At 70.9% G+C, this 18,058-nt stretch carries 11 protein-coding genes and 2 pseudogenes; 2 read left to right on the forward strand and 11 right to left on the reverse strand.

The features are described 5' to 3' along the window. The gene (locus tag Pflav_RS28030; RefSeq protein WP_173042676.1) at positions 1-651 is read right to left on the reverse strand and encodes an L-threonylcarbamoyladenylate synthase; all 651 of its coding nucleotides are present in this window, start codon (positions 649-651) and stop codon (positions 1-3) included. Positions 652-792: 141 nt separating this feature from the next. Continuing rightward, a complete protein-coding gene (prmC, locus tag Pflav_RS28035; RefSeq protein WP_269474547.1) occupies positions 793-1,665 on the reverse strand; it encodes a peptide chain release factor N(5)-glutamine methyltransferase in 873 nt (290 codons plus the stop codon). Between the two features lie 126 nt (positions 1,666-1,791). Here prmC and Pflav_RS28040 point away from each other — a divergent pair, with 126 nt between their 5' ends. Next, entirely contained in the window at positions 1,792-3,351 is a 1,560-nt protein-coding gene (locus tag Pflav_RS28040; protein ID WP_173039484.1) for a GGDEF domain-containing protein, read from the forward strand. Between the two features lie 8 nt (positions 3,352-3,359). Here Pflav_RS28040 and prfA read toward each other — a convergent pair whose 3' ends face one another. Next, positions 3,360-4,448, reverse strand: coding sequence for a peptide chain release factor 1 (gene prfA, locus Pflav_RS28045; protein ID WP_173039485.1), 1,089 nt, complete (start codon positions 4,446-4,448; stop codon positions 3,360-3,362). Between the two features lie 76 nt (positions 4,449-4,524). Further along, positions 4,525-4,749, reverse strand: a complete 225-nt coding sequence (gene rpmE, locus Pflav_RS28050; protein ID WP_173039487.1) for a 50S ribosomal protein L31 — start codon at positions 4,747-4,749, stop codon at positions 4,525-4,527. A 171-nt stretch (positions 4,750-4,920) separates the two neighbouring features. Between rpmE and Pflav_RS28055 the strand changes: the two genes are divergently transcribed. Beyond that, on the forward strand, positions 4,921-5,817 hold the full coding sequence (locus tag Pflav_RS28055) for a phosphatase domain-containing protein (RefSeq protein ID WP_173039489.1): 897 nt from the start codon (positions 4,921-4,923) through the stop codon (positions 5,815-5,817). A gap of 18 nt (positions 5,818-5,835) precedes the next feature. Here Pflav_RS28055 and Pflav_RS28060 read toward each other — a convergent pair whose 3' ends face one another. The 7 genes and pseudogenes from Pflav_RS28060 to Pflav_RS28090 form a co-directional block, all read right to left on the reverse strand. Continuing rightward, positions 5,836-9,144 carry a phosphodiester glycosidase family protein gene (locus tag Pflav_RS28060; RefSeq protein WP_173039490.1) on the reverse strand — a complete coding sequence of 1,103 codons (3,309 nt, stop codon included), beginning with the start codon at positions 9,142-9,144 and terminating at the stop codon, positions 5,836-5,838. A gap of 159 nt (positions 9,145-9,303) precedes the next feature. Then, on the reverse strand, positions 9,304-11,190 hold the full coding sequence (rho, locus tag Pflav_RS28065; protein WP_173039492.1) for a transcription termination factor Rho: 1,887 nt from the start codon (positions 11,188-11,190) through the stop codon (positions 9,304-9,306). Between the two features lie 218 nt (positions 11,191-11,408). Continuing rightward, positions 11,409-12,352: pseudogene (thrB, locus tag Pflav_RS28070) on the reverse strand (homoserine kinase). Between the two features lie 20 nt (positions 12,353-12,372). Continuing rightward, the gene (locus Pflav_RS28075; protein ID WP_173039496.1) at positions 12,373-12,552 is read right to left on the reverse strand and encodes a type II toxin-antitoxin system antitoxin; all 180 of its coding nucleotides are present in this window, start codon (positions 12,550-12,552) and stop codon (positions 12,373-12,375) included. 13 nt (positions 12,553-12,565) lie between these two features. Next, positions 12,566-13,438: an SPFH domain-containing protein gene (locus Pflav_RS28080; protein ID WP_173039498.1), complete on the reverse strand. Its 873-nt coding sequence runs from the start codon at positions 13,436-13,438 to the stop codon at positions 12,566-12,568. Between the two features lie 50 nt (positions 13,439-13,488). Beyond that, positions 13,489-14,718: an MFS transporter gene (locus Pflav_RS28085; RefSeq protein ID WP_173039500.1), complete on the reverse strand. Its 1,230-nt coding sequence runs from the start codon at positions 14,716-14,718 to the stop codon at positions 13,489-13,491. A gap of 11 nt (positions 14,719-14,729) precedes the next feature. After that, positions 14,730-17,941, reverse strand: a pseudogene (locus Pflav_RS28090) (efflux RND transporter permease subunit). Between the last annotated feature and the right edge of the window lie 117 nt (positions 17,942-18,058).

Raw genomic sequence — 18,058 nt, forward strand, 5'->3', positions numbered from 1 at the left:
TCAGGACTCCGGGTCCGGTCCGACGATGTCCGGCACGACGTCGCGGATCTTTTCGAACGGGATCGCGCCGGTGCGCAGCACCCGGGGCACGTCACCGGTCAGGTCGACGATCGAGCTGGGCTGCGGGTCGATCGAGGCACCCGCCTCCAGGTAGATCCGCACCGCGTACCCAAGCTGCTCGCGGGCCTCCTCGGCGGTCTTGGCCGCCGGCTGGCCGAGCTTGTTGGCCGAGGAGTGCGCCATCGGGCCGGTCTCGCGGAGCACCTCCAGCGCGACCGGGTGCAGCGGCATCCGTACCGCGACCACGCCACCGGTCTCGCCGATGTCCCACTGGAGGCTCGGCGCGTGCTCGACGATGATCGTGAGCGCGCCCGGCCAGAACGCGTCGGCCAGGTCGCGGGCCAGCTTGGGCAGCATAAAGACAAGGCCGTCGAGCGTGTGGCGGGAGCCGACCAGCACCGACGGGGGCGCCTGCGGGCCGGGGCCCTTGGCGTCGCGCAGGGCCGTCACCGCGTACGGGGTGAACGCGTCCGCGCCGATCCCATAAACCGTGTCGGTCGGGAGGACCACCAACTCGCCGTTCTTGACCGCCTCGATCGCCGCGGCGATGCCTCGGTCGCGGTCGGCCACCGTCCGGCAGTCGTAGAGCATCACGGTGTGCAGTCTGCCATGCCCAATGGCTCGGCTTCCCGCTCGCTCCGCTCCTCGGTCGCTAGCGCTCCCTGCGATGCTCACTCGCGACGCCTCGCGCGCCCAATGGCTCGGCTTCCCGCTCGCTCCGCTCCTCGGTCGCTAGCGCTCCCCGCGATGCTCACTCGCGACGCCTCGCGCGCGAACGGCGGTGGCGTACCGCGGCCGGCCAGCCAGATCGCGATGGTCTTCGATGTCCGTGAATCGCCCATCGGCGCGGAGCAGGGCTGGCACCGCAGCGCCGTGCGAATCGTCGTGTTCGACCCCAAAAACTCCGCCTGGGCGGAGCAACGCCGCGGCCCGCGCGATCACTGGCCGGATGACCGCCAGGCCGTCCGCGCCGGCGAATACCGCGTCGTACGGGTCGTGGTCGGCCACGTCGGCGGGTACGGCCACGCCGGACGGCACGTACGGCGGGTTGCAGAGCACCGCGTCCACCGTGCCGTCGAGGTCGGCGAGGACGGCGAGATCGGTCACGTCCCCCTCGATCACGTGGATCGGGGTGTCCCCGGCGGCCGCCCGCGCCTCGGCGTTGCGGCGGAGCCAGGGAAGGGCGGCCGCCGAGCGCTCGACCGCGTACACCCGGGTGCCGGGCACCTCGTTGGCCACCGCGAGCGCGATAGCCCCGGAGCCGCTACACAGATCGACCACGGTCGTACCGGGCGTTATCAAAGTGACCCCCCAGCCCGCCAGGAGCTCGGTCTCCGGCCGAGGCACGAACACGCCCGGCCCCACCGCCAGCTCCAGGTACCGAAATCCGGCACTTCCGACCAGGTGCTGCACCGGCTCGCCCGCCGCCCGCCGAGCGACCAACGCGTCGAACTCCGCGAGCTGATCGGCCGTAAAACCATCTATCAGCGCCAATCGCCCACGGGGCACACCGAGCACATGTGAGGCAAGGATTTCTGCATCGACTCTTGGCGATGGCATACCTACTCTGGACAGGAAGTTTGTGGCACGAGCGACCGCCTGCAACGTCCGTGTCCGATCCGTCCCGCCCGGGGCTGTTCCAGATGCCCTGTCACGAGATAATCATTGAACAGCGGGTCGACGCGACGGCCCGGGGGTAGACCGGACGTCTTCCGGGGTTAGGAGGCTTGAGTGAGTTGGCTCGACCGGGTCACCGACCAGGCCGATACGCTCCATAAGGCTCGTACGCTGCAGGAAGTCAGCCGCTCCGCGGAAGCGTGCCTCCTGCTCGACGAAGTCTTGGCCACCACTGACGACCCCTTCGCGCGGGCCGACGCCCTCGTGCAGCGCGTCTCCGCCTTGATAAACCTGGGCCGCACCGCGGAGTACAACGTGGCGGTCCAGATGGCGTTCGACGCGATCCGTGACCTCGGCGAGCCGCTCCTGCTCGGCAACCTGCACGCCCTCGCCGCGCTCGCCGCCCACCACCAGGGCGCGCTGGAGCGGTGCGTGACCCACCTGGTGCACAGCGCCCGCGCGATGGCCACTGTGGAAGACCTCGACTGGGACACCGCGATCGCGTGGAATGACCTGGCGATGGCGTATTCGTACCTCGGCTTTCACGGCCACGCGCTGGGCGCGATCGAAAAGGCACGCCAGGTCGCGGCGGCCGCCGAGGTGACGCCCGAGACGTTCGCGGCGCCTGGCATCCGGCTGCGCAACGCGGTGGCCCTCGACCACAACGGCGACACAGACGGCTGCCTGCGCGTGCTGCGCGACATCACCGCCGACGCGGAGCGGTTCCTCGACGGCGACAGCGCGGGCAAGCTCCGCCCGAGCGGCCGCGCGGCGTATGGGTACGCAATCGCCCGCCGCGCCGCGCTCGGCGAGCCGCCCGAGTCCGCCCGCCAGGCAGCCCGGCTGCTGGCCGACGGCGGAGACGGTGCCCGCGCCCGTGACCTGCGGATGCTCGGCGAGGTGTGCCTCGCGATGGCGGCCGGACGGCCGATCGAGGCGCTTACCCGGCTGGAGACGGTGGCCGTGTCGAGCGAGACGCTGGGGCCGGCCGAGCACGCCCGGTTGCGCAGCCTGACGTACACCCGGGCCGGCGACCACGCGGCCGCACACCGGGCCGACCGGCACGCGTTCCGGCTCGCGGCGCAGCGCAGCGACCGCCTCCGCGACGTGTACGTGGAGGGCATCGCCGCCCGCCTCGACCACGAGGACATGCGCCGTGCGGTGTCCAAGTTCGAGGACGAGGCGCTGACCGACCCGCTCACCGGCCTGGCCAACCGCCGCCACCTGGAGCGGTACGTGGCGGCGATGGTCGCGCGGGGCGAGCGGGCCACGGTGGGCGTCTGCGACCTCGACGGCTTCAAGGCGGTCAACACCGCGCACGGTCACCTCTCCGGCGACCTGGTGCTCCAGCGCATCGCCGGGGTGATCAACAGGGTCATGCGCCGCGGTGACTTCGTCGCGCGGTACGGCGGGGACGAGTTCGTGGTGGTGCTCCCGGGCGCCGGCATGGCCGAGGCGTCCGAGGTGGGCCGCCGGATCGGCGCGGCCGTCGAGGCGGAGGATTGGGAGTCGCTCGTGCCGGGGACGCCGGTGGGCGTAAGCGTCGGGTTCGCCGAGGTCAGCGCCTCGGCAAACCTGCGCGAGGCGCTGGGCACCGCGTTCGAGCTCGCCGACCGGGCGATGCTCCTGGCCAAGCCAGGCGCCCGCCCCCAGCCGGCCGCCGCGGCCTCTTAGAGCTTCGCTCAGCTCCGCTTGAGCTCAGTGTCGCCGGCCAGGCGGGCCTGGCGGTCCGCCTCCGCGAGCGCGTCCAGGACGCCGTCCATGTCGCCGCCCAGCACCAGGTCCAGGTTGTACGCGGTGTAGCCGATCCGGTGGTCGGTGATCCGGTTCTGCGGGAAGTTGTACGTGCGGATCCGCTCCGACCTGTCGACGGTGCGCACCTGCGAGCGGCGCGCGTCCGAGGCGGCCGCGTCGGCCTCCTCCTGGGCGGCGGCGAGCAGTCGCGCCCGCAGGATCCGCATCGCCTGCTCGCGGTTCTGTAGCTGGCTCTTCTCGTTCTGGCAGGAGACCACGATGCCGGTGGGCAGGTGGGTGATCCGGACGGCGGAGTCGGTGGTGTTGACCGACTGACCGCCCGGGCCGGACGAGCGGAAGACGTCGATCCGCAGGTCGTTCGGGTCGATCGAGACGTCGACCTCCTCGGCCTCCGGGAGCACAAGCACGCCGGCCGCGCTTGTGTGGATCCGCCCCTGCGACTCGGTGACCGGCACCCGCTGCACGCGGTGTACGCCGCCCTCCCACTTCAGCCGCGACCACACGCCGTTGCCACCCTCGGGCACGCCCTTGGTCTTGACGGCCAGCGAGACGTCCTTGACGCCGCCGAGGTCCGAGTCCTGCGCCTCGATCACCTCGGTGATCCAGCCGCGCCGCTCCGCGTACCGCTGGAACATGCGCAGCAGGTCCCCGGCGAACAGGGCCGACTCCTCGCCGCCCTCGCCCGCCTTGATCTCCAGGATCACGTCCTTGGCGTCGTGGGGGTCACGCGGGATCAGCAGCTCGGCGAGCCGCTCCTCCAGGGCCGGCAGCCGGGCCGCGATCGCATCGGCTTCGGCCGCGAACGTGGAGTCCTCGGCAGCCAGCTCCCGGGCGGCTTCCTGGTCGGCGCGGGCCTGCTCCAGCTCGCCGGCCGCCTTGTACAGCGGGGAGAGCTCGGCGAAGCGCCGGCCAACGCGCCGTGCCGTGGCCTGGTCAGCGTGGATCGCCGGGTCGGCGAGCCGCTTCTCCAGCTCGGCGTACTCGTCCAGCAGCCCGCTGAGGCGATCAGTGCTCATCTGCGTACCCCTCGTTCGTTGGAAAGACGCGAACGGCGCCCGCCCCCAGAACGGAGGGCGGGCGCCGTCGGGGTAGCTACTTGGCCTTCTTGGCGGCAGCCTTCGCGTACTTCTGCTGGAACTTCGCGACCCGGCCGGCGGTGTCGAGCACGCGCTGCTTGCCCGTGTAGAACGGGTGGCACTCGCTGCAGGTCTCGGCGTGGATCACGCCGTTCTTCGCCGTGCTACGGGTGGTGAAGGTGTGGCCGCAGGAACAGGTGACCTCGGTCACGACGTACTGCGGGTGAATGTCGGGCTTCATCGCCTCGGTCCTTTCGTAAGTGGTCGCCGGGTCGCCTTCGTCGCGGACCGCCTTGGGGCCGCTCTAGCGTGAACCGGAACCTTGGCCGATTGACCAGTGTGCCATGCCTGGCCGATCGATTGAACGCGGGTACACCCGGTGGCATTCCCCGGGCTGGCATGCTTGAAGACGATGCTGCGCTTGATCATCACCCGAGGATTGCCCGCGTCCGGTAAGACCACATTCGCCCGCAAACTTCAGCCGGGCGTGGTCCGGGTCAACCGCGACGACCTGCGGCGCATGCTCCACGGTGCTCGGCTGTACACCAACTGGGCTGAGAGCCAGGTCACCGCCGTGCAGCGGGCGCAGGTCGAGGCGCTGCTGCGCGCCCGCGCCGACGTGTGCGTCGACGACACGAACCTCTCATCCCGGCTCGTACGTGAGTGGGCGGAGATGGCCGCGCGGTTCGGCGCGACGTTCGAGGTGCACGACTTCACCGACGTACCGGTCGACGAGTGCGTACGCCGCGACGCCGACCGCCCCGAGTCCGAGCGGGTCGGCGAGGAGGCGATCCGGCGGATGCACGAGCGGTACCTGGCCGGGCGCACCCTGCCGCTCCCTGTGCCGGATGTCACGCCTGGGCGCCCCGCGGTCGTGTACAACCCGCCGCCCGAGGCCCCGAAGATCGTCCTGGTGGACATCGACGGCACGCTGGCGCTGATCGGCGACCGCAACCCGTACGACATGCACCGGGTCGGCGAGGACAAGCCCCACCAGGCCGTGATCGCGGCGGTGCGGGCCATGCACGCCGCCGGCCACGGGGTCGTCTATTGCACCGGGCGCGACGAGTCCGCCCGCGCGGCGACCGAGGAGTGGCTCGACCACCACGTCGGCGTGCCGTACGAGGCGCTCTACATGCGCGAGATCCACGACCCCCGCCGCGACGCCGAGGTCAAACGCGAGATCTTCGAACGCGAGGTCCGCGACCGCTACCACGTGGTCGGCGTCTTCGACGACCGCATGCAGGTGGTCCGGATGTGGCGCGAACTCGGCCTGACGGTCTTCCAGGTCGCCGAGGGCGACTTCTGACGTTTCTCACGAGACGGGCTAGGCGGCTGCTTTCCGAGGCGCGGCCAGCGTGACCGTCGCGTGGGCGGTTACGCCGTTGACCGTCACGGACAGCACCACCGAGCCGCTCGATCGCAGCGCGACAAGCTTGCCCGTCGACGGGTCGAACCAGGCCGCGTGCCACGGCCGCAGACCGAGCGCGGATCCGATGTGGACGCTCGGGGACGCGGTCCAGTCGGCGCTCACCGGCGGTGCCACGGGCACCTGCCGTCCGCCCTGCGTCACCACGGCCGCCACGTCGATCGGCGTGCCCCGCGGGGCCGTAGCGGGCGCCGAAACCGCGAGCGAGTCCACGTGTGCCTGGGTCTCGGCCACGACCTCGCCGCGGCCGTCCACGCCAAAGTGAGTCCAGCCGGTGAAGCCGCCCAGGTGCGGCGCCGACGACGGGCCCTTGCCGGAGTTGCCGTTGATGACGTACGGCACACCGTCGACCCGGTCGGCGTGGAACGTGCCCACGTGCGCGCCGACGAAGAGCGCGCTCTTGCCGGAGCGGCGCTCGAAGTCGGCCAGCCACTCCTCCAGCATCGCGGCCTCCTTGCGGTCGCCGAGCTGGCTCGCCTTGGCCGGAGTGGGGTCGCGGGGCGGGTGGTGGTGCAGCACGACCACCGACTTCACCCGCCGGTCGGTGCGCGCCGAGTCCAGTGCCTGCCGCAGCAGCTTGACCTGGTCGAAACCGCCGCCCCCCAGGGTCCCGGTCGAGGAGTTGAGCGTGACGAAGCGGACTCCCTTGTGGTCGAAGACCCGCGACGTCGCGCCGAACACCGCCTGGAAGTTCGTGATGGGCGCGCCCATGATCTCGTGGTTGCCGGGCACGTAGTAGTACGGCAGCTCGCCGCCCAGCTCCTCGTCGAGGATCCGCTTGGCGAGCGCGAAGTCCGCCACGGTGGCGGTGTCGACGAGGTCGCCGTTGATGACGAGGAAGTCCGGCCAGGCGGCCTTGACCTCGCGGAGCGTACGACGGGCCTGGGCGACCAGGTCGCTGTCCGGCGCGGCGGCCACGAACTGCGCGTCCGACATCACCGCGAAGCGCCACTGTGCACCGTCCACAGTGCCATCGCGGAGCACGACGCCGTCGGTCCGGAGGGGCACGGCGGGCTGGGCCACGCTGGGCGGGACCTTCGCGACGATGTCGTCCACCACGATCTCGTTGGTGTACTGGGCGTCGGGGCGGGTCTCGGCCACGTAGAAGCGGCGCACGCGCACCGGGTACTGCACACCGGCCGGCACCGCCATCTCCACGTACCGCCAGCCGGTCCACGTCACCAGCGGGCCGCTCAGCACGTGCTGCTGGTCGAGCGCGTCGTGCAGGTGCAGCCGGGCCCACTCGCCCTTGCCGTTGCCGTAAATCCACATGCCGAACGCCTGCGGCTGCCCCGGGACGGCGATCCAGGCCGGTGGGTCGGCGTACGCGGCGCGGGTGCCCGTGGAGAGGCTGAAGTCGTACGACAGCTTGAGGCCGGTACCGGTGTGGCCCGGTGCCGGGGCGACCGAGCCGGCCGCACGGGCGTGGCTGAACTTCCAGCTCGCCGCGTCGTCCTCGAACATGGCGATCGGCACGTCCTCCAGCCCCACCGTCACCGGTACGACCACAGTGGACCGTCCGACGTGGAAGGTGACGAGCCCGGCACCGACGTCCTTCTTGGCGCGTACGGCAAAGGACCCGTTCTCCGCCGGCGTGACGTCGAGCAGCGCGGTGTCGTACTCGACGCGCACGTCGGCCGGCTCGACCGGTGCGCTGCTGCCCTCCGCGTCGTACCCGACCACGCCGACCGTGCCCGAACCTAGCGCCGGCAGCCCGATCCGCTCGGCGGTCGCGGCGATGCGCTCCAGTGGGCCGAGCACCCGCAGCTCGATGTCGCCAGAAGCGCGGCCCTTCGAGGCGGTTACGGTGGCGGTGCCAGGCAGCACCGCGCGGTAGACGCCGTCGCGGCTCACGTACCCGCGGGTGGCCCGCCACGAAGGGGTACCCGATGCCGGGCCGTAGGTCTCGTCGTAGCCGGCGGCCGTCAGGCGGCGGGTGAGGCCGGGGAAGACGCGGTCCGGGTTGCCGCCGCGGACCGGGCCGGTGCCGGGCGCGGTCGCCGGGTCGGCGGCGGTCTCCACCCAGAAGCCGGCGAGCCGGCCGGAGCCGGGTGCGGCGTAGAGCGCGAGGCCATTCGGCACGGGCCGCTCGGAGCCGTCGGACGGGCTGTTCTCCACCTGCACGGTGGCCTGCCCCGGCTCGCGGGCGACCAAAGTGGACGACCCGCCGCCGTCGAGGTTGAGCGCGTTGTAGGCGCCGAGCTCCGCCATCAGGCGGCCGAGCTCGGTGAGCGTGACGCCGCGGCTGTCCGCCTGGCGGCCGTCGACGGTCAGCAGGTACATCCGGCGGCCGTCGGCGGAGAAGCCGACCGCGGTGCGCGGCTCGGGCGTGACGTCGCCGATGTCCTGCGGCACCCCGTCCCGGACCAGCACCTGGCGGCCACCAACCGCGGCCTTGAGCGTGCTGCCGTCCGACGAGCGGGACGCGTACGACACGTCCACCGCGTCGCCGGGCTTGAGCACGGCGAGTGCGTCGGCACCGGCGTCCCGGCCGAGCAGCACCGTCGTACCGCCCGGGATCGGACCGCTGCCCGGCACACCCGTCACCGAAGCGACCACGCCGCCGGTGAGCGCGACTTCAGTGACCCGGGCCGCGCCCTCGACCGCCCGCTTGCGGTCGTACGAGCCCCAGAGCGCCGTGAACGCGCCCACACCGCCCGGCTGTACGAGGTTGTTGAACTGGGTCAGCGTCACCCGGGTACCGCCCGGCAGCACAGCCGTACCGTCGAAGTAGACCTCGACCACCTTGCCGACGCCACCGGGCGTGATGCCCACGGCGTTGACGCTCCCCTGCACCGGCGACTGGACCAGCTGTCCACTTTGGATGCCGATGCCCTGGGCGGCGCCAGAGGCGTTGATGTCGAAGAAGTCACCGTTTACGGCGGCGACCGCGTGGGTGCGGTCGGCGGCCTTGCGCAGCGGCTCGGTCTTGGCGACCTCGCCGGAATTGACGTAGTCGGCGCTCAGCTTGCCGGAGAGGTCGGCGGTGAGCGCGTCGGCGCGCAGCCAGCCGGCGGAGTGGTAGCGGTCGAACGACGTCAGCGTCAGCCCCGGCGCGACGGGCCGGGTGCGCTTGGCGGTTTCGATGTCGTCGAAGGCATCGACAGCCGGCGCGTGGACCGGTGCCGATGGGGCCACCGGAGCAGCCACGGCCGGCGCCGGCACAGCGAGGATCGAGACCAGAACGAGGACGGCTGCGCTCCGCATGGCGGCCAGTCAACCCGATCACGTATGGAACCTTCAATGGCTCCAGGTCTAACTGAAAGAAAACTTCAGACGATCGGCGACCCGCCAGCGTCGTACCGCCGACAGAAACGAAACAAGGGCAAGGGATCGATCGGTCCCTTGCCCTTGAACGGGGAGAAGCTACTCTCCCGGAGTCGACTTCGCGATCTGCATCAGGAACTCGATGTTCGTCCGCGTCTGCTTGAGGCGGTCGAGCAGCAGGTCCAGCGCTGCCTGCGACTCCAGCGAGTGGAGCACCTTGCGCAGCTTGTGCGAGATGGCGAGCTCCTCCGGCGCGAGCAGAATCTCTTCCTTACGCGTACCGGACGGGTTGATGTCGATCGCCGGGAAGACGCGCTTGTCGGCGATCTTGCGGTCGAGCTTGAGCTCCGCGTTACCCGTGCCCTTGAACTCCTCGAAGATGACCGTGTCCATCATGGACCCGGTCTCCACCAGCGCGGTGGCGAGGATGGTCAGGGAACCACCATTTTCGATGTTGCGCGCCGCGCCGAGGAAGCGCTTCGGCGGGTACAGCGCAGTCGAGTCGATACCACCCGACATGATCCGGCCGCTCGCCGGCGCCGCCAGGTTGTACGACCGGCCGAGCCGGGTCACCGAGTCGAGCAGCACGACAACGTCGTGGCCCAGCTCGACAAGGCGCTTGGCCCGCTCGATCGCGAGCTCGGCGACCGTCGTGTGGTCCTGCGGCGGGCGGTCGAACGTGGCCGCGACGACCTCGCCCTTGACCGACCGCTGCATGTCGGTGACCTCTTCGGGCCGCTCGTCGACAAGCACGACCATCAGGTGGCACTCGGGGTTGTTGTGGGTGATCGCGTTTGCGATCGCCTGGAGCACCATCGTCTTACCCGCCTTGGGCGGCGAGACGATCAGCGCGCGCTGCCCCTTGCCGATCGGCATGACCAGGTCGATGACCCGGGTCGTGAGGATGTGCGGCTCGGTCTCCAGCCGCAGGCGCTCCTGCGGGTAGAGCGGGGTCAGCTTGTAGAACTCGGGGCGCCGACGCGCCTCGTCCGGGTCCATGCCGTTGATGGTGTCCAGCCGGACCAGCGGGTTGTACTTGTCGCGGCGCTGCTCGCCCTCGCGGGTGGCGCGCACCGCGCCGGTCACCGCGTCGCCCCGGCGCAGGCCATACTTCTTGACCTGGGACATCGAGACATAGACGTCATTGGGGCCGGACAGGTAACCGGTCGTGCGGACGAACGCGTAGTTGTCGAGGACGTCGATGATGCCGGCGACCGGCACGAGCACGTCATCCTCGGTCACCGGCGGCTCGTTACCGCCGCCGCTACCGCCCTCGCTCCGCTCGCCACGGCCGCGCCGGCGGTCACGGAAGCGGCTGCGCCGACTGCGCCGGCCATTGGCATCGTCGCCGTCGTCGTCGCCATCGCGGTCACGGTCGTTGCGCTGCTCGCCGCGGTCGGCGCGGTCGCCACGGTCGGCGCGGTCGCCACGGTCACCCCGCGGCCCGCGCTCGCTGCGGTCGCGGCCGTTGCGCGACTCGCGGTCGCCCCGCTCGGTGCGGTCGCCCCGCTCGCCACGGTCGGCGCGCTCCGCCTCGTCTGCGGTGCTCTCGCCGCGCGACTCCGGCGGACCCGCGGGCCGGCTGGACCGGCGCGAGCCGCGGTCGCGCTCTTCGCCGTCGGTCGACGGCTCGGGGGACGTTACGGGCGCGTCGCCGCCACGACGCTCGGTCTCGATGGTGTCGGGCACCTCGGCCCGTACTTCTTCGCGAACCGGCGCGGCGGCGGCCGCGACCTCGGCCCGCTGGCGCGGCGCACCGGCAGCGCTGTCGGCGTTGCCGCCCTGGCGCTCGGAAATCGCGGCGACTAGCTCGCCCTTTCGCATACGGGCCGTACCGGAGATGCCGAGCGACGCGGCCAGGCTCTGAAGCTCCGGCAACAGCATCGCCGACAGCCCGGTGCCACGGCGCGCGCGGCGCGCGGTGCCGGTGGCGGCCTGGTCAGCGACGTTGGTGACATCCGACGTCACGTCGGTGGTGTCGCTCAATGGATTCCTTCCCTCGATAGGCCGGGGCTGCCCGGATCGAAGATCCTAGGTGGCCGGGCGGCCTCGGTGCACCCGCCTCATGAACAGGGCGGGAGTTTGTAACACAGCAGCGGTGGGCCAAAGCAGCGGGTAAGACGAACTGACCGCCGAAAGCTTCGAGGTGCGCCGCCACGCAGAGATCTATTGCCTCGCGACTGTGTGCTAGGGCCAGAGCGTAATCAACTCATCGGACCTGCGGCAACAGTGGTCCGCTCGGCGTGTCCCAGTGTACCCCCTCAACGCGGGCCCCGGTGACATCTACCTCCAACCGTTGTTGGAGCCAAGCCATTCCCGGTGTGAAATGTTCCGGCACGGGCGACAGCGCGAGCACGGACGGACCCGCCCCGCTCACCACAGCCGCCACACCCGCCTCCCGCAACGCCGTGACCAGGGCAAACGTGGCCGGCATGCCTGGAGCGCGATACTGCTGGTGCAATCGGTCCTCGGTCGCCGGAAGCAGCAATGCCGGCTCTTCGGTGATGGCATGGACTAGCAGAGCGGCCCGGCCCGCCGAACGCGCGGCGTCCGCGTGGGGCACGGTTGCCGGCAACGCCGCCCTTGCCTCCGCGGTCAACCCCCGGTCCGCGGGCACGAAAACCGTCGGTTGTACGGAATCGGAAGGTCGCCGGGTCACGGCGATCGCGCCCGATTCCTCCGTCCATGCGATCGTGAAACCGCCCAGAAGGCAGGGCGCCACGTTGTCGGGATGCCCCTCCATGCGAGCCGCGAGGCGCAGCGCGGCCGCGTCGTCCATCAGCTTCTGCCCGTCGACGACGAGCCCGCGGGCGAGCTGGATGCCGGCCACGATGGCCGCTGACGAGGAGCCGAGGCCGCGCGCCTGCGGGATGCGGTTGACACACGACACCGCCAGGCCTGGCGGGCGTCCGCCCAGCTCATCGAAGGTCTCAAGCATCGCGCGTACCACCAAATGGGACGCGTCCGTCGGCAGGTCGTCCGCTCCCTCGCCGGTCACCTCGACCGCGACGCCGCCCGCCGTCACGCGAGCCGCGACATCGTCGTACAGCGCCAGTGCCAGCCCGAGCGCGTCGAAGCCGGGGCCCAGGTTGGCGCTGGTCGCCGGGGCGCGTACGCGCACGTCGGCGGGGACGAAGGAGGGGGCCACGGGCTCATCGTAGGGCGGGGCTAGTCGTCGTCTTGCGCGGGCGGCGAGCGGCGCGGCGAACGGCCGGCGGACTTCAGGGCCAGGCGGAGTGCGAACTCGATCTGCGCGTTCACACTGCGCAGGTCGTCGGCGGCCCACTTGGCGACCGCGTCGTACACGTCGGGATCCAGCCGGAGCAGGAGCTTCTTGCGCTCGGGCATGAGCTTCCTCTGGTCAGCTGTACAACGAGCCCGTGTTGACCACCGGCTGGACGGCCCGGTCGCCACACAGCACCACAAGCAGGTTGGCCACCATCTGTGCCTTGCGCTCCTCGTCCAGGTCGACGACGTGCTCGTCGCGGAGCCGGTCGAGGGCGTTGGAGACCATGCCCACGGCGCCCTCCACGATCTTGAATCGGGCGCTCACGATCGCGCTCGCTTGCTGCCGGGCCAGCATCGCCTGGGCGATCTCCGGCGCGTACGCGAGATGTGTCGTACGCGACTCGAGCACCTCCACGCCGGCGAGCTCGACCCGCTCGCGCAGCTCCTCGGTCAGCTCCTCGCTCACCACCGAGCCGTCCCGCAGGCTGGCCCGCCCGCTGTCGTGCGCCTCGTACGGATAGCTGGTCGCCATGTGCCGCACGGCCGCCTCGGACTGCACCGCCACGTACTCCACGTGGTCGTCCACCGCGAACGCGGCCTTGGCCGAGTCGACCACCCGCCACACGACGACGGCCGCGATCTCGACCGGGTTGCCGTCGGCGTCGGAGACCTTGAGCCGAGCGGTCTCGAAGTTGCGCACGCGGAGCGTGACCCGGCGCCGGTTGGACAGCGGCACGGTCCAGTAGAAGCCGGCCTCGCGGATGCTCCCCACGTACCGCCCGAAGAACTGCACCACCTGCGCGTCATTGGGGTTGACGACAGTAAATCCGGTAGCGGTCACGGAGACCACCGAGGCCCACGTGCACGCGACGCTCGTAACGCTCGCCGCGATCGCGGCCTCCGAGCCGCGGGCCGTGGCGAAGATGATCACCAACCCGATCAGGGTGAGCACGAGCAGGCCCACCAAGGCAAAGAAACCGGACACCCGGAAGGCGGGTCTCTCCATGACGACTCCCCGGACAACCTCGATAGCAAAGTGATATCACTACGATAGCGTCAGGAAGTCTCCTCCGCTACGGCTGGAGTGCCCAGGCCGCGGGTGGCGATCCGCCAGCCGACCGCGTACACGAGCGTGACCAGCGCGCATCCGGCGAGCAGTGCCCGCTCGTCGACGTGATCGACGAGCGCGGCGACCACGATCTGGCTGACCGAGATGGAGAGCGTGGCGAGCATGAGGTCGGCGGCGAAGACCCGGCCGCGAAGGCGATCGGGGACCTCGCCCTGTAGCGCGAAGTTGGACATGATCCAGTTGGTGCCGCCGGCGAAATGCGCGGCGAAGACAAGCGCCAGTACCAGCGGAAACCAGGGCGCCACGGCGACGCCGAGGTAGGCGAGGCCGTACGCGGACATCGAGAGCGCCAGGCCGGGCAGCAGCCACGAGCGGTTGCCGAGCACCTTGCGCATCGTGAGCGGGCCGACGAGCGCGCCCGCGCCGCGCACGCCGAAGAGCAGCCCGGCTCCGATCGCACCCACCCCGAAGCGACCGGCGAGCAACGGGAAGACGGTCAGCACGCCGTTGCCGAGCCCGACCGCGGACTTGACCGTGACCAGCGCGAGCACGCGCGGCCGGTGCGCGATGTAAGCGAGCGACTCGCGGATCGCGGTCCAGGTGCCCGCCCGGCCTTCCGCGCTCTCCCGAGGCGCCTGCAAGGGCCGGCGGATCCGCCACTCCAGCGCCGCGGCCACGGCCAGGGCCGCGGAGGCGACCCAGAAGCACGTGTACGCGCTGAACGCCGCGCTCAGCACGCCCCCGAGCGAGGCGCCGACGACGGCCATCGTGCCCCAGGCCGAGCCGGAGACCGCGTTCGCGGCGGCGAGGTCCTCGGGGTCCACCACGTTGGGGAGGGCGGCCTGGGCAGCCGGGGAGTAGAACGCCTTGGCCACCGCCAGCGCGCCGATCGCCATGAGGGCCAGCCCGGCCGCGCCCGCGCCGCGCACGGTCTGAAGGAGCGTCACGGCGAGCAGCGCAGCGATGTTCGACAGGATGAGGAGCTTCTTGCGGTCGAACCGGTCGGCGATCGTACCGGTGATCGGCAGGAGCAGCGCGACAAGCCCGGTGTCGACCGCGAGGACCAGCCCGCCCCAGACGCCGCTGCCGGTCAACTCCGGCAGGAGGACCAGCAGCGGCACCATCACGAACCAGTCCGCACCGAATACGACGAGCTCGGCGGCGAAGAGGTTACGGAAGTCGCGGTTGCGTGTAAGGACCGAGAGGGGTGACGACACGTACCCAGACGTTACTGGGTAGGTTTTTTGATCTTCGGTAGGCGCAGCACCTCGAACTGGTCGGTGCCCTCCACGAGCGCCGCCGAAGGCTTGGAGGGCGGCGGGGCGACGAGCGAATCGTGGCCGTTGGACGTACGCGCTCCCGGAGCCGCGAACGCGAGGTCCTGGTCACCGCCGCCCCGGCCGAACCGCTCCTTGAAGCTCTCCACCATCGTGTAGAGCGTCGGCACGAGCACCAGCGTCAGCAGCGTGGAGCTGATGAGGCCACCGATCACCACGATCGCGAGCGGCTGCGAGATGAAGCCGCCCTCGCCGGTCAGCCCGAGCGCCATCGGCAGCAGCGCGAAGATCGTGGCGATCGCGGTCATCAGGATCGGGCGCAGCCGGCGCCGGCCACCCTCGACGACCGCCTCCAGCACTGGCATGCCCTGCTGCCGGTACTGGTTGATCAGGTCCATCAGCACGATCGCGTTGGTGACCACGATGCCGACGAGCATGAGGATGCCGATCAGCGCCGGTACGCCGAGCGGGGTGCCGGTGACCAGCAGCAGCGTGATCGCGCCGGTCGCCGCGAACGGGATCGACACGAGCAGGATCAACGGCTGGATCAGGCTGCGGAACGTCGCCACCATGATGACGAAGACGATCGCGATCGCGGCAAGCACGGCCAGCCCGAGGTCCGCGAACGCCTCAGCCTGGTCGGCGCTGACGCCGCCGACCTGGTACGTGGCACCCGGCGGCAGGTCGAGCCCGTCGAGGCGCTCGGTCAGCGCGGCGCTCACGGCGCCCACGTTCGAGCCTGTCGCCGTGCCGGTGACGCTGGCGCTGCGCTCGCCGTCGATGCGGGTGATCTCGAGCGGGCCGGAGACCTCCTTGACCTCCGCGACGTCCATGAGGCGGAAGGAGCTGATCCGGTACGCCCGGAGTCCGTCCACAGTGACCGGTGGGTTGGCGGCCCTGAGCACCACATCCTGCTGTACGCCGTCGAGGGCCACCTGGCCCACCGGCACGCCCCGCATGATCTGCGCGACCATCTGGGCGATGGCCTGCTCGCTGAGGCCCACCCGGGCAGCGGAGGCCCGGTTGACCACCACGTCGATCCGCGGCACGTCGGCCGACAGGCTCGTGGTCACCTGCTCCACGTCGGGCGTCTCGCTCATCGCCTGCCGCACCTGCTCGGTGGCCTGGGCGAGCGTGTCGGAGTCGGCGGCCTGGACGATCACCTCGAGCTCGTCGGCGGAGCCGCCACCGGCCCCACCGCCGCCACCGCCGACGGTGATCTCGCCGGCGCCGTAGACGTCGCCGAACTGCTCGCGAAGCTGGTCCTGCACCGCTCCGGAGTCGACGCCCTCCTTGACCGTGACGGAGAAGCTGGCCGCGGCGACCCCGCCGCCCGACCACGGCGCACCCCGCCCCCGGCGGTCACCTGGTACGACTCGATGTCGTCACGGCCGGCGAGCACGCCCTCCACCTGCCGCGCGGCCGCGTCCGTGGCGTCCATGCTGGTGCCGGGAGGCAGCTCCTGGCTGATGACGAAGGTGTCCTGGCCGGAGTCGTCGATGAAGTTGGTCTTCAGCTGGGTGGACAGCCCGAACGTGCCGATCAGCACCGCGATGCCGATGCCCACGGTTGCCCACCGACGCCGGGTGGCGAAGCCGATCACTGGCAGGTACGCCAGCTGGAGGAAGCTGTGCCGCTCCCGCTCCTCGGCCGCCCGCCGCACGGACGCCTCGTCGCCGACGACGGTGGCCGGGCGGAGGAACCAGTACGCCAGCACCGGGATGACGGTCAGCGAGACAAGCAGCGACGCGAGCAGCGCCACCGTCACCGTGATCGCGAAGGGCGCGAAGAGCTGCCCCACGAATCCGCCGACGAGCGCGATCGGGGCGAACACCGCCACCGTGGTGAGCGTCGACGCGGTGACCGCGCCGGCCACCTCCTTGACGCCGTCGACGATCGCGCGGCGCTTGTCCTCGCCGTACCCGAGATGGCGTTTGATGTTTTCCAACACGACGATCGAGTCATCGACGACCCGGCCCACCGCGATCGTGAGCGCGCCGAGCGTGAGCAGGTTGAGCGAGTAGTCGCCGACCCACAGCGCGATCAGCGCGACAAGCACCGACAGCGGGATCGACACGGCGGTGACCAGGGTCGAGCGGACCGACAGCAGGAAGACGAGGATCACGAGCACGGCCATCAGCAGGCCGAGCAGGCCCTCGGTGGTGAGGCTGTCGATCGACTTCTCGACGAACGGCGCCTGGTCGAAGATCACCGTCAGCGTGGACCCGCTGCTCTCGCTGAGGGCGGCGAGCCGGTCGCGGATCTCGTGGGAGATCTGCACCGCGTTGCCGTCGGGCGAGGCGGTAACCGCGATGCCGAGGCTCTCCTCGCCATTCGTGCGGGTGAACCCGGTCGCCGGTGCCAGCCCCTCCTCGACCGTGGCCACCGTGCCCAGCTGCACCGGGTTGAGACCAGGGGGCGCGTTCAGCCACAGCCCGCGCAGCTCGTCGATGGTCACGATCGGCGTACCCACCTGGATCGTGCGCGTCTTGTCGTCGCTCGTGAGCGTGCCGGCGGGGATGGCGACGCCGTTGGCCTGGAGCGCCGCGCCGATCGCGCGCGTGTCGATGCCGGCGGCTGCCATCTTCGCCGGATCCGGCGTGACCGTCACGACCGGGTCGCGGGCACCCTCGATCTCGACCGTGCGAACCCCGTCGATCCCCTCGATGTCCGGCACGACCGTGCGGGCCAGCCGGTCCGCGAGCTCCTTCTGGTCGCCACCGGTGCTGCTCGACGCGTAGAGCACGATCGCCGGCAGGTCGTCGGTGCTGCCCGCGAAGACCTGCGGCTCCACCCCGTCGGGCAGCTGCGGGCCGACCCGGTTGAGCGCCGTCTGAAGCTTGTTGACCGCGTCGTTCAGGTCGGTACCGAACGCGAACTCGACCTGGATGCTCGCCGAACCCTCGCGGGATGTGGAGGTCACCTTGCTGAGCCCGGCGATGCCCTGGACGCCGTTTTCGATCGGCTCGGTCACGCGCTCCTCGACGATCTCCGGCGCGGCACCCGGGTAAGGGGCCACGACGAACGCCGCGGGGAACTCCAACGAAGGCAGCAGCTGCTGCTTGAGCGAGGGGATGGCGAACGCCCCGAACGCGGTGATAACCACCGCGACCAGCGCGACCAGACCGCGATTGGCGAGGCTGAGTCTGGCGAACAACGACATGTCGGAGCTCACTCCAAGGGGGGTGGGAACGCACGAGGGATGCGGCGCTCACCTTAGCGGTCGTCACTCTGACGCGGTGTAGGACATCCGGCCTCATCTGCCCCGTCCGTCTCGCTT

Source organism: Phytohabitans flavus (assembly GCF_011764545.1).
Classification (GTDB): domain Bacteria; phylum Actinomycetota; class Actinomycetes; order Mycobacteriales; family Micromonosporaceae; genus Phytohabitans; species Phytohabitans flavus.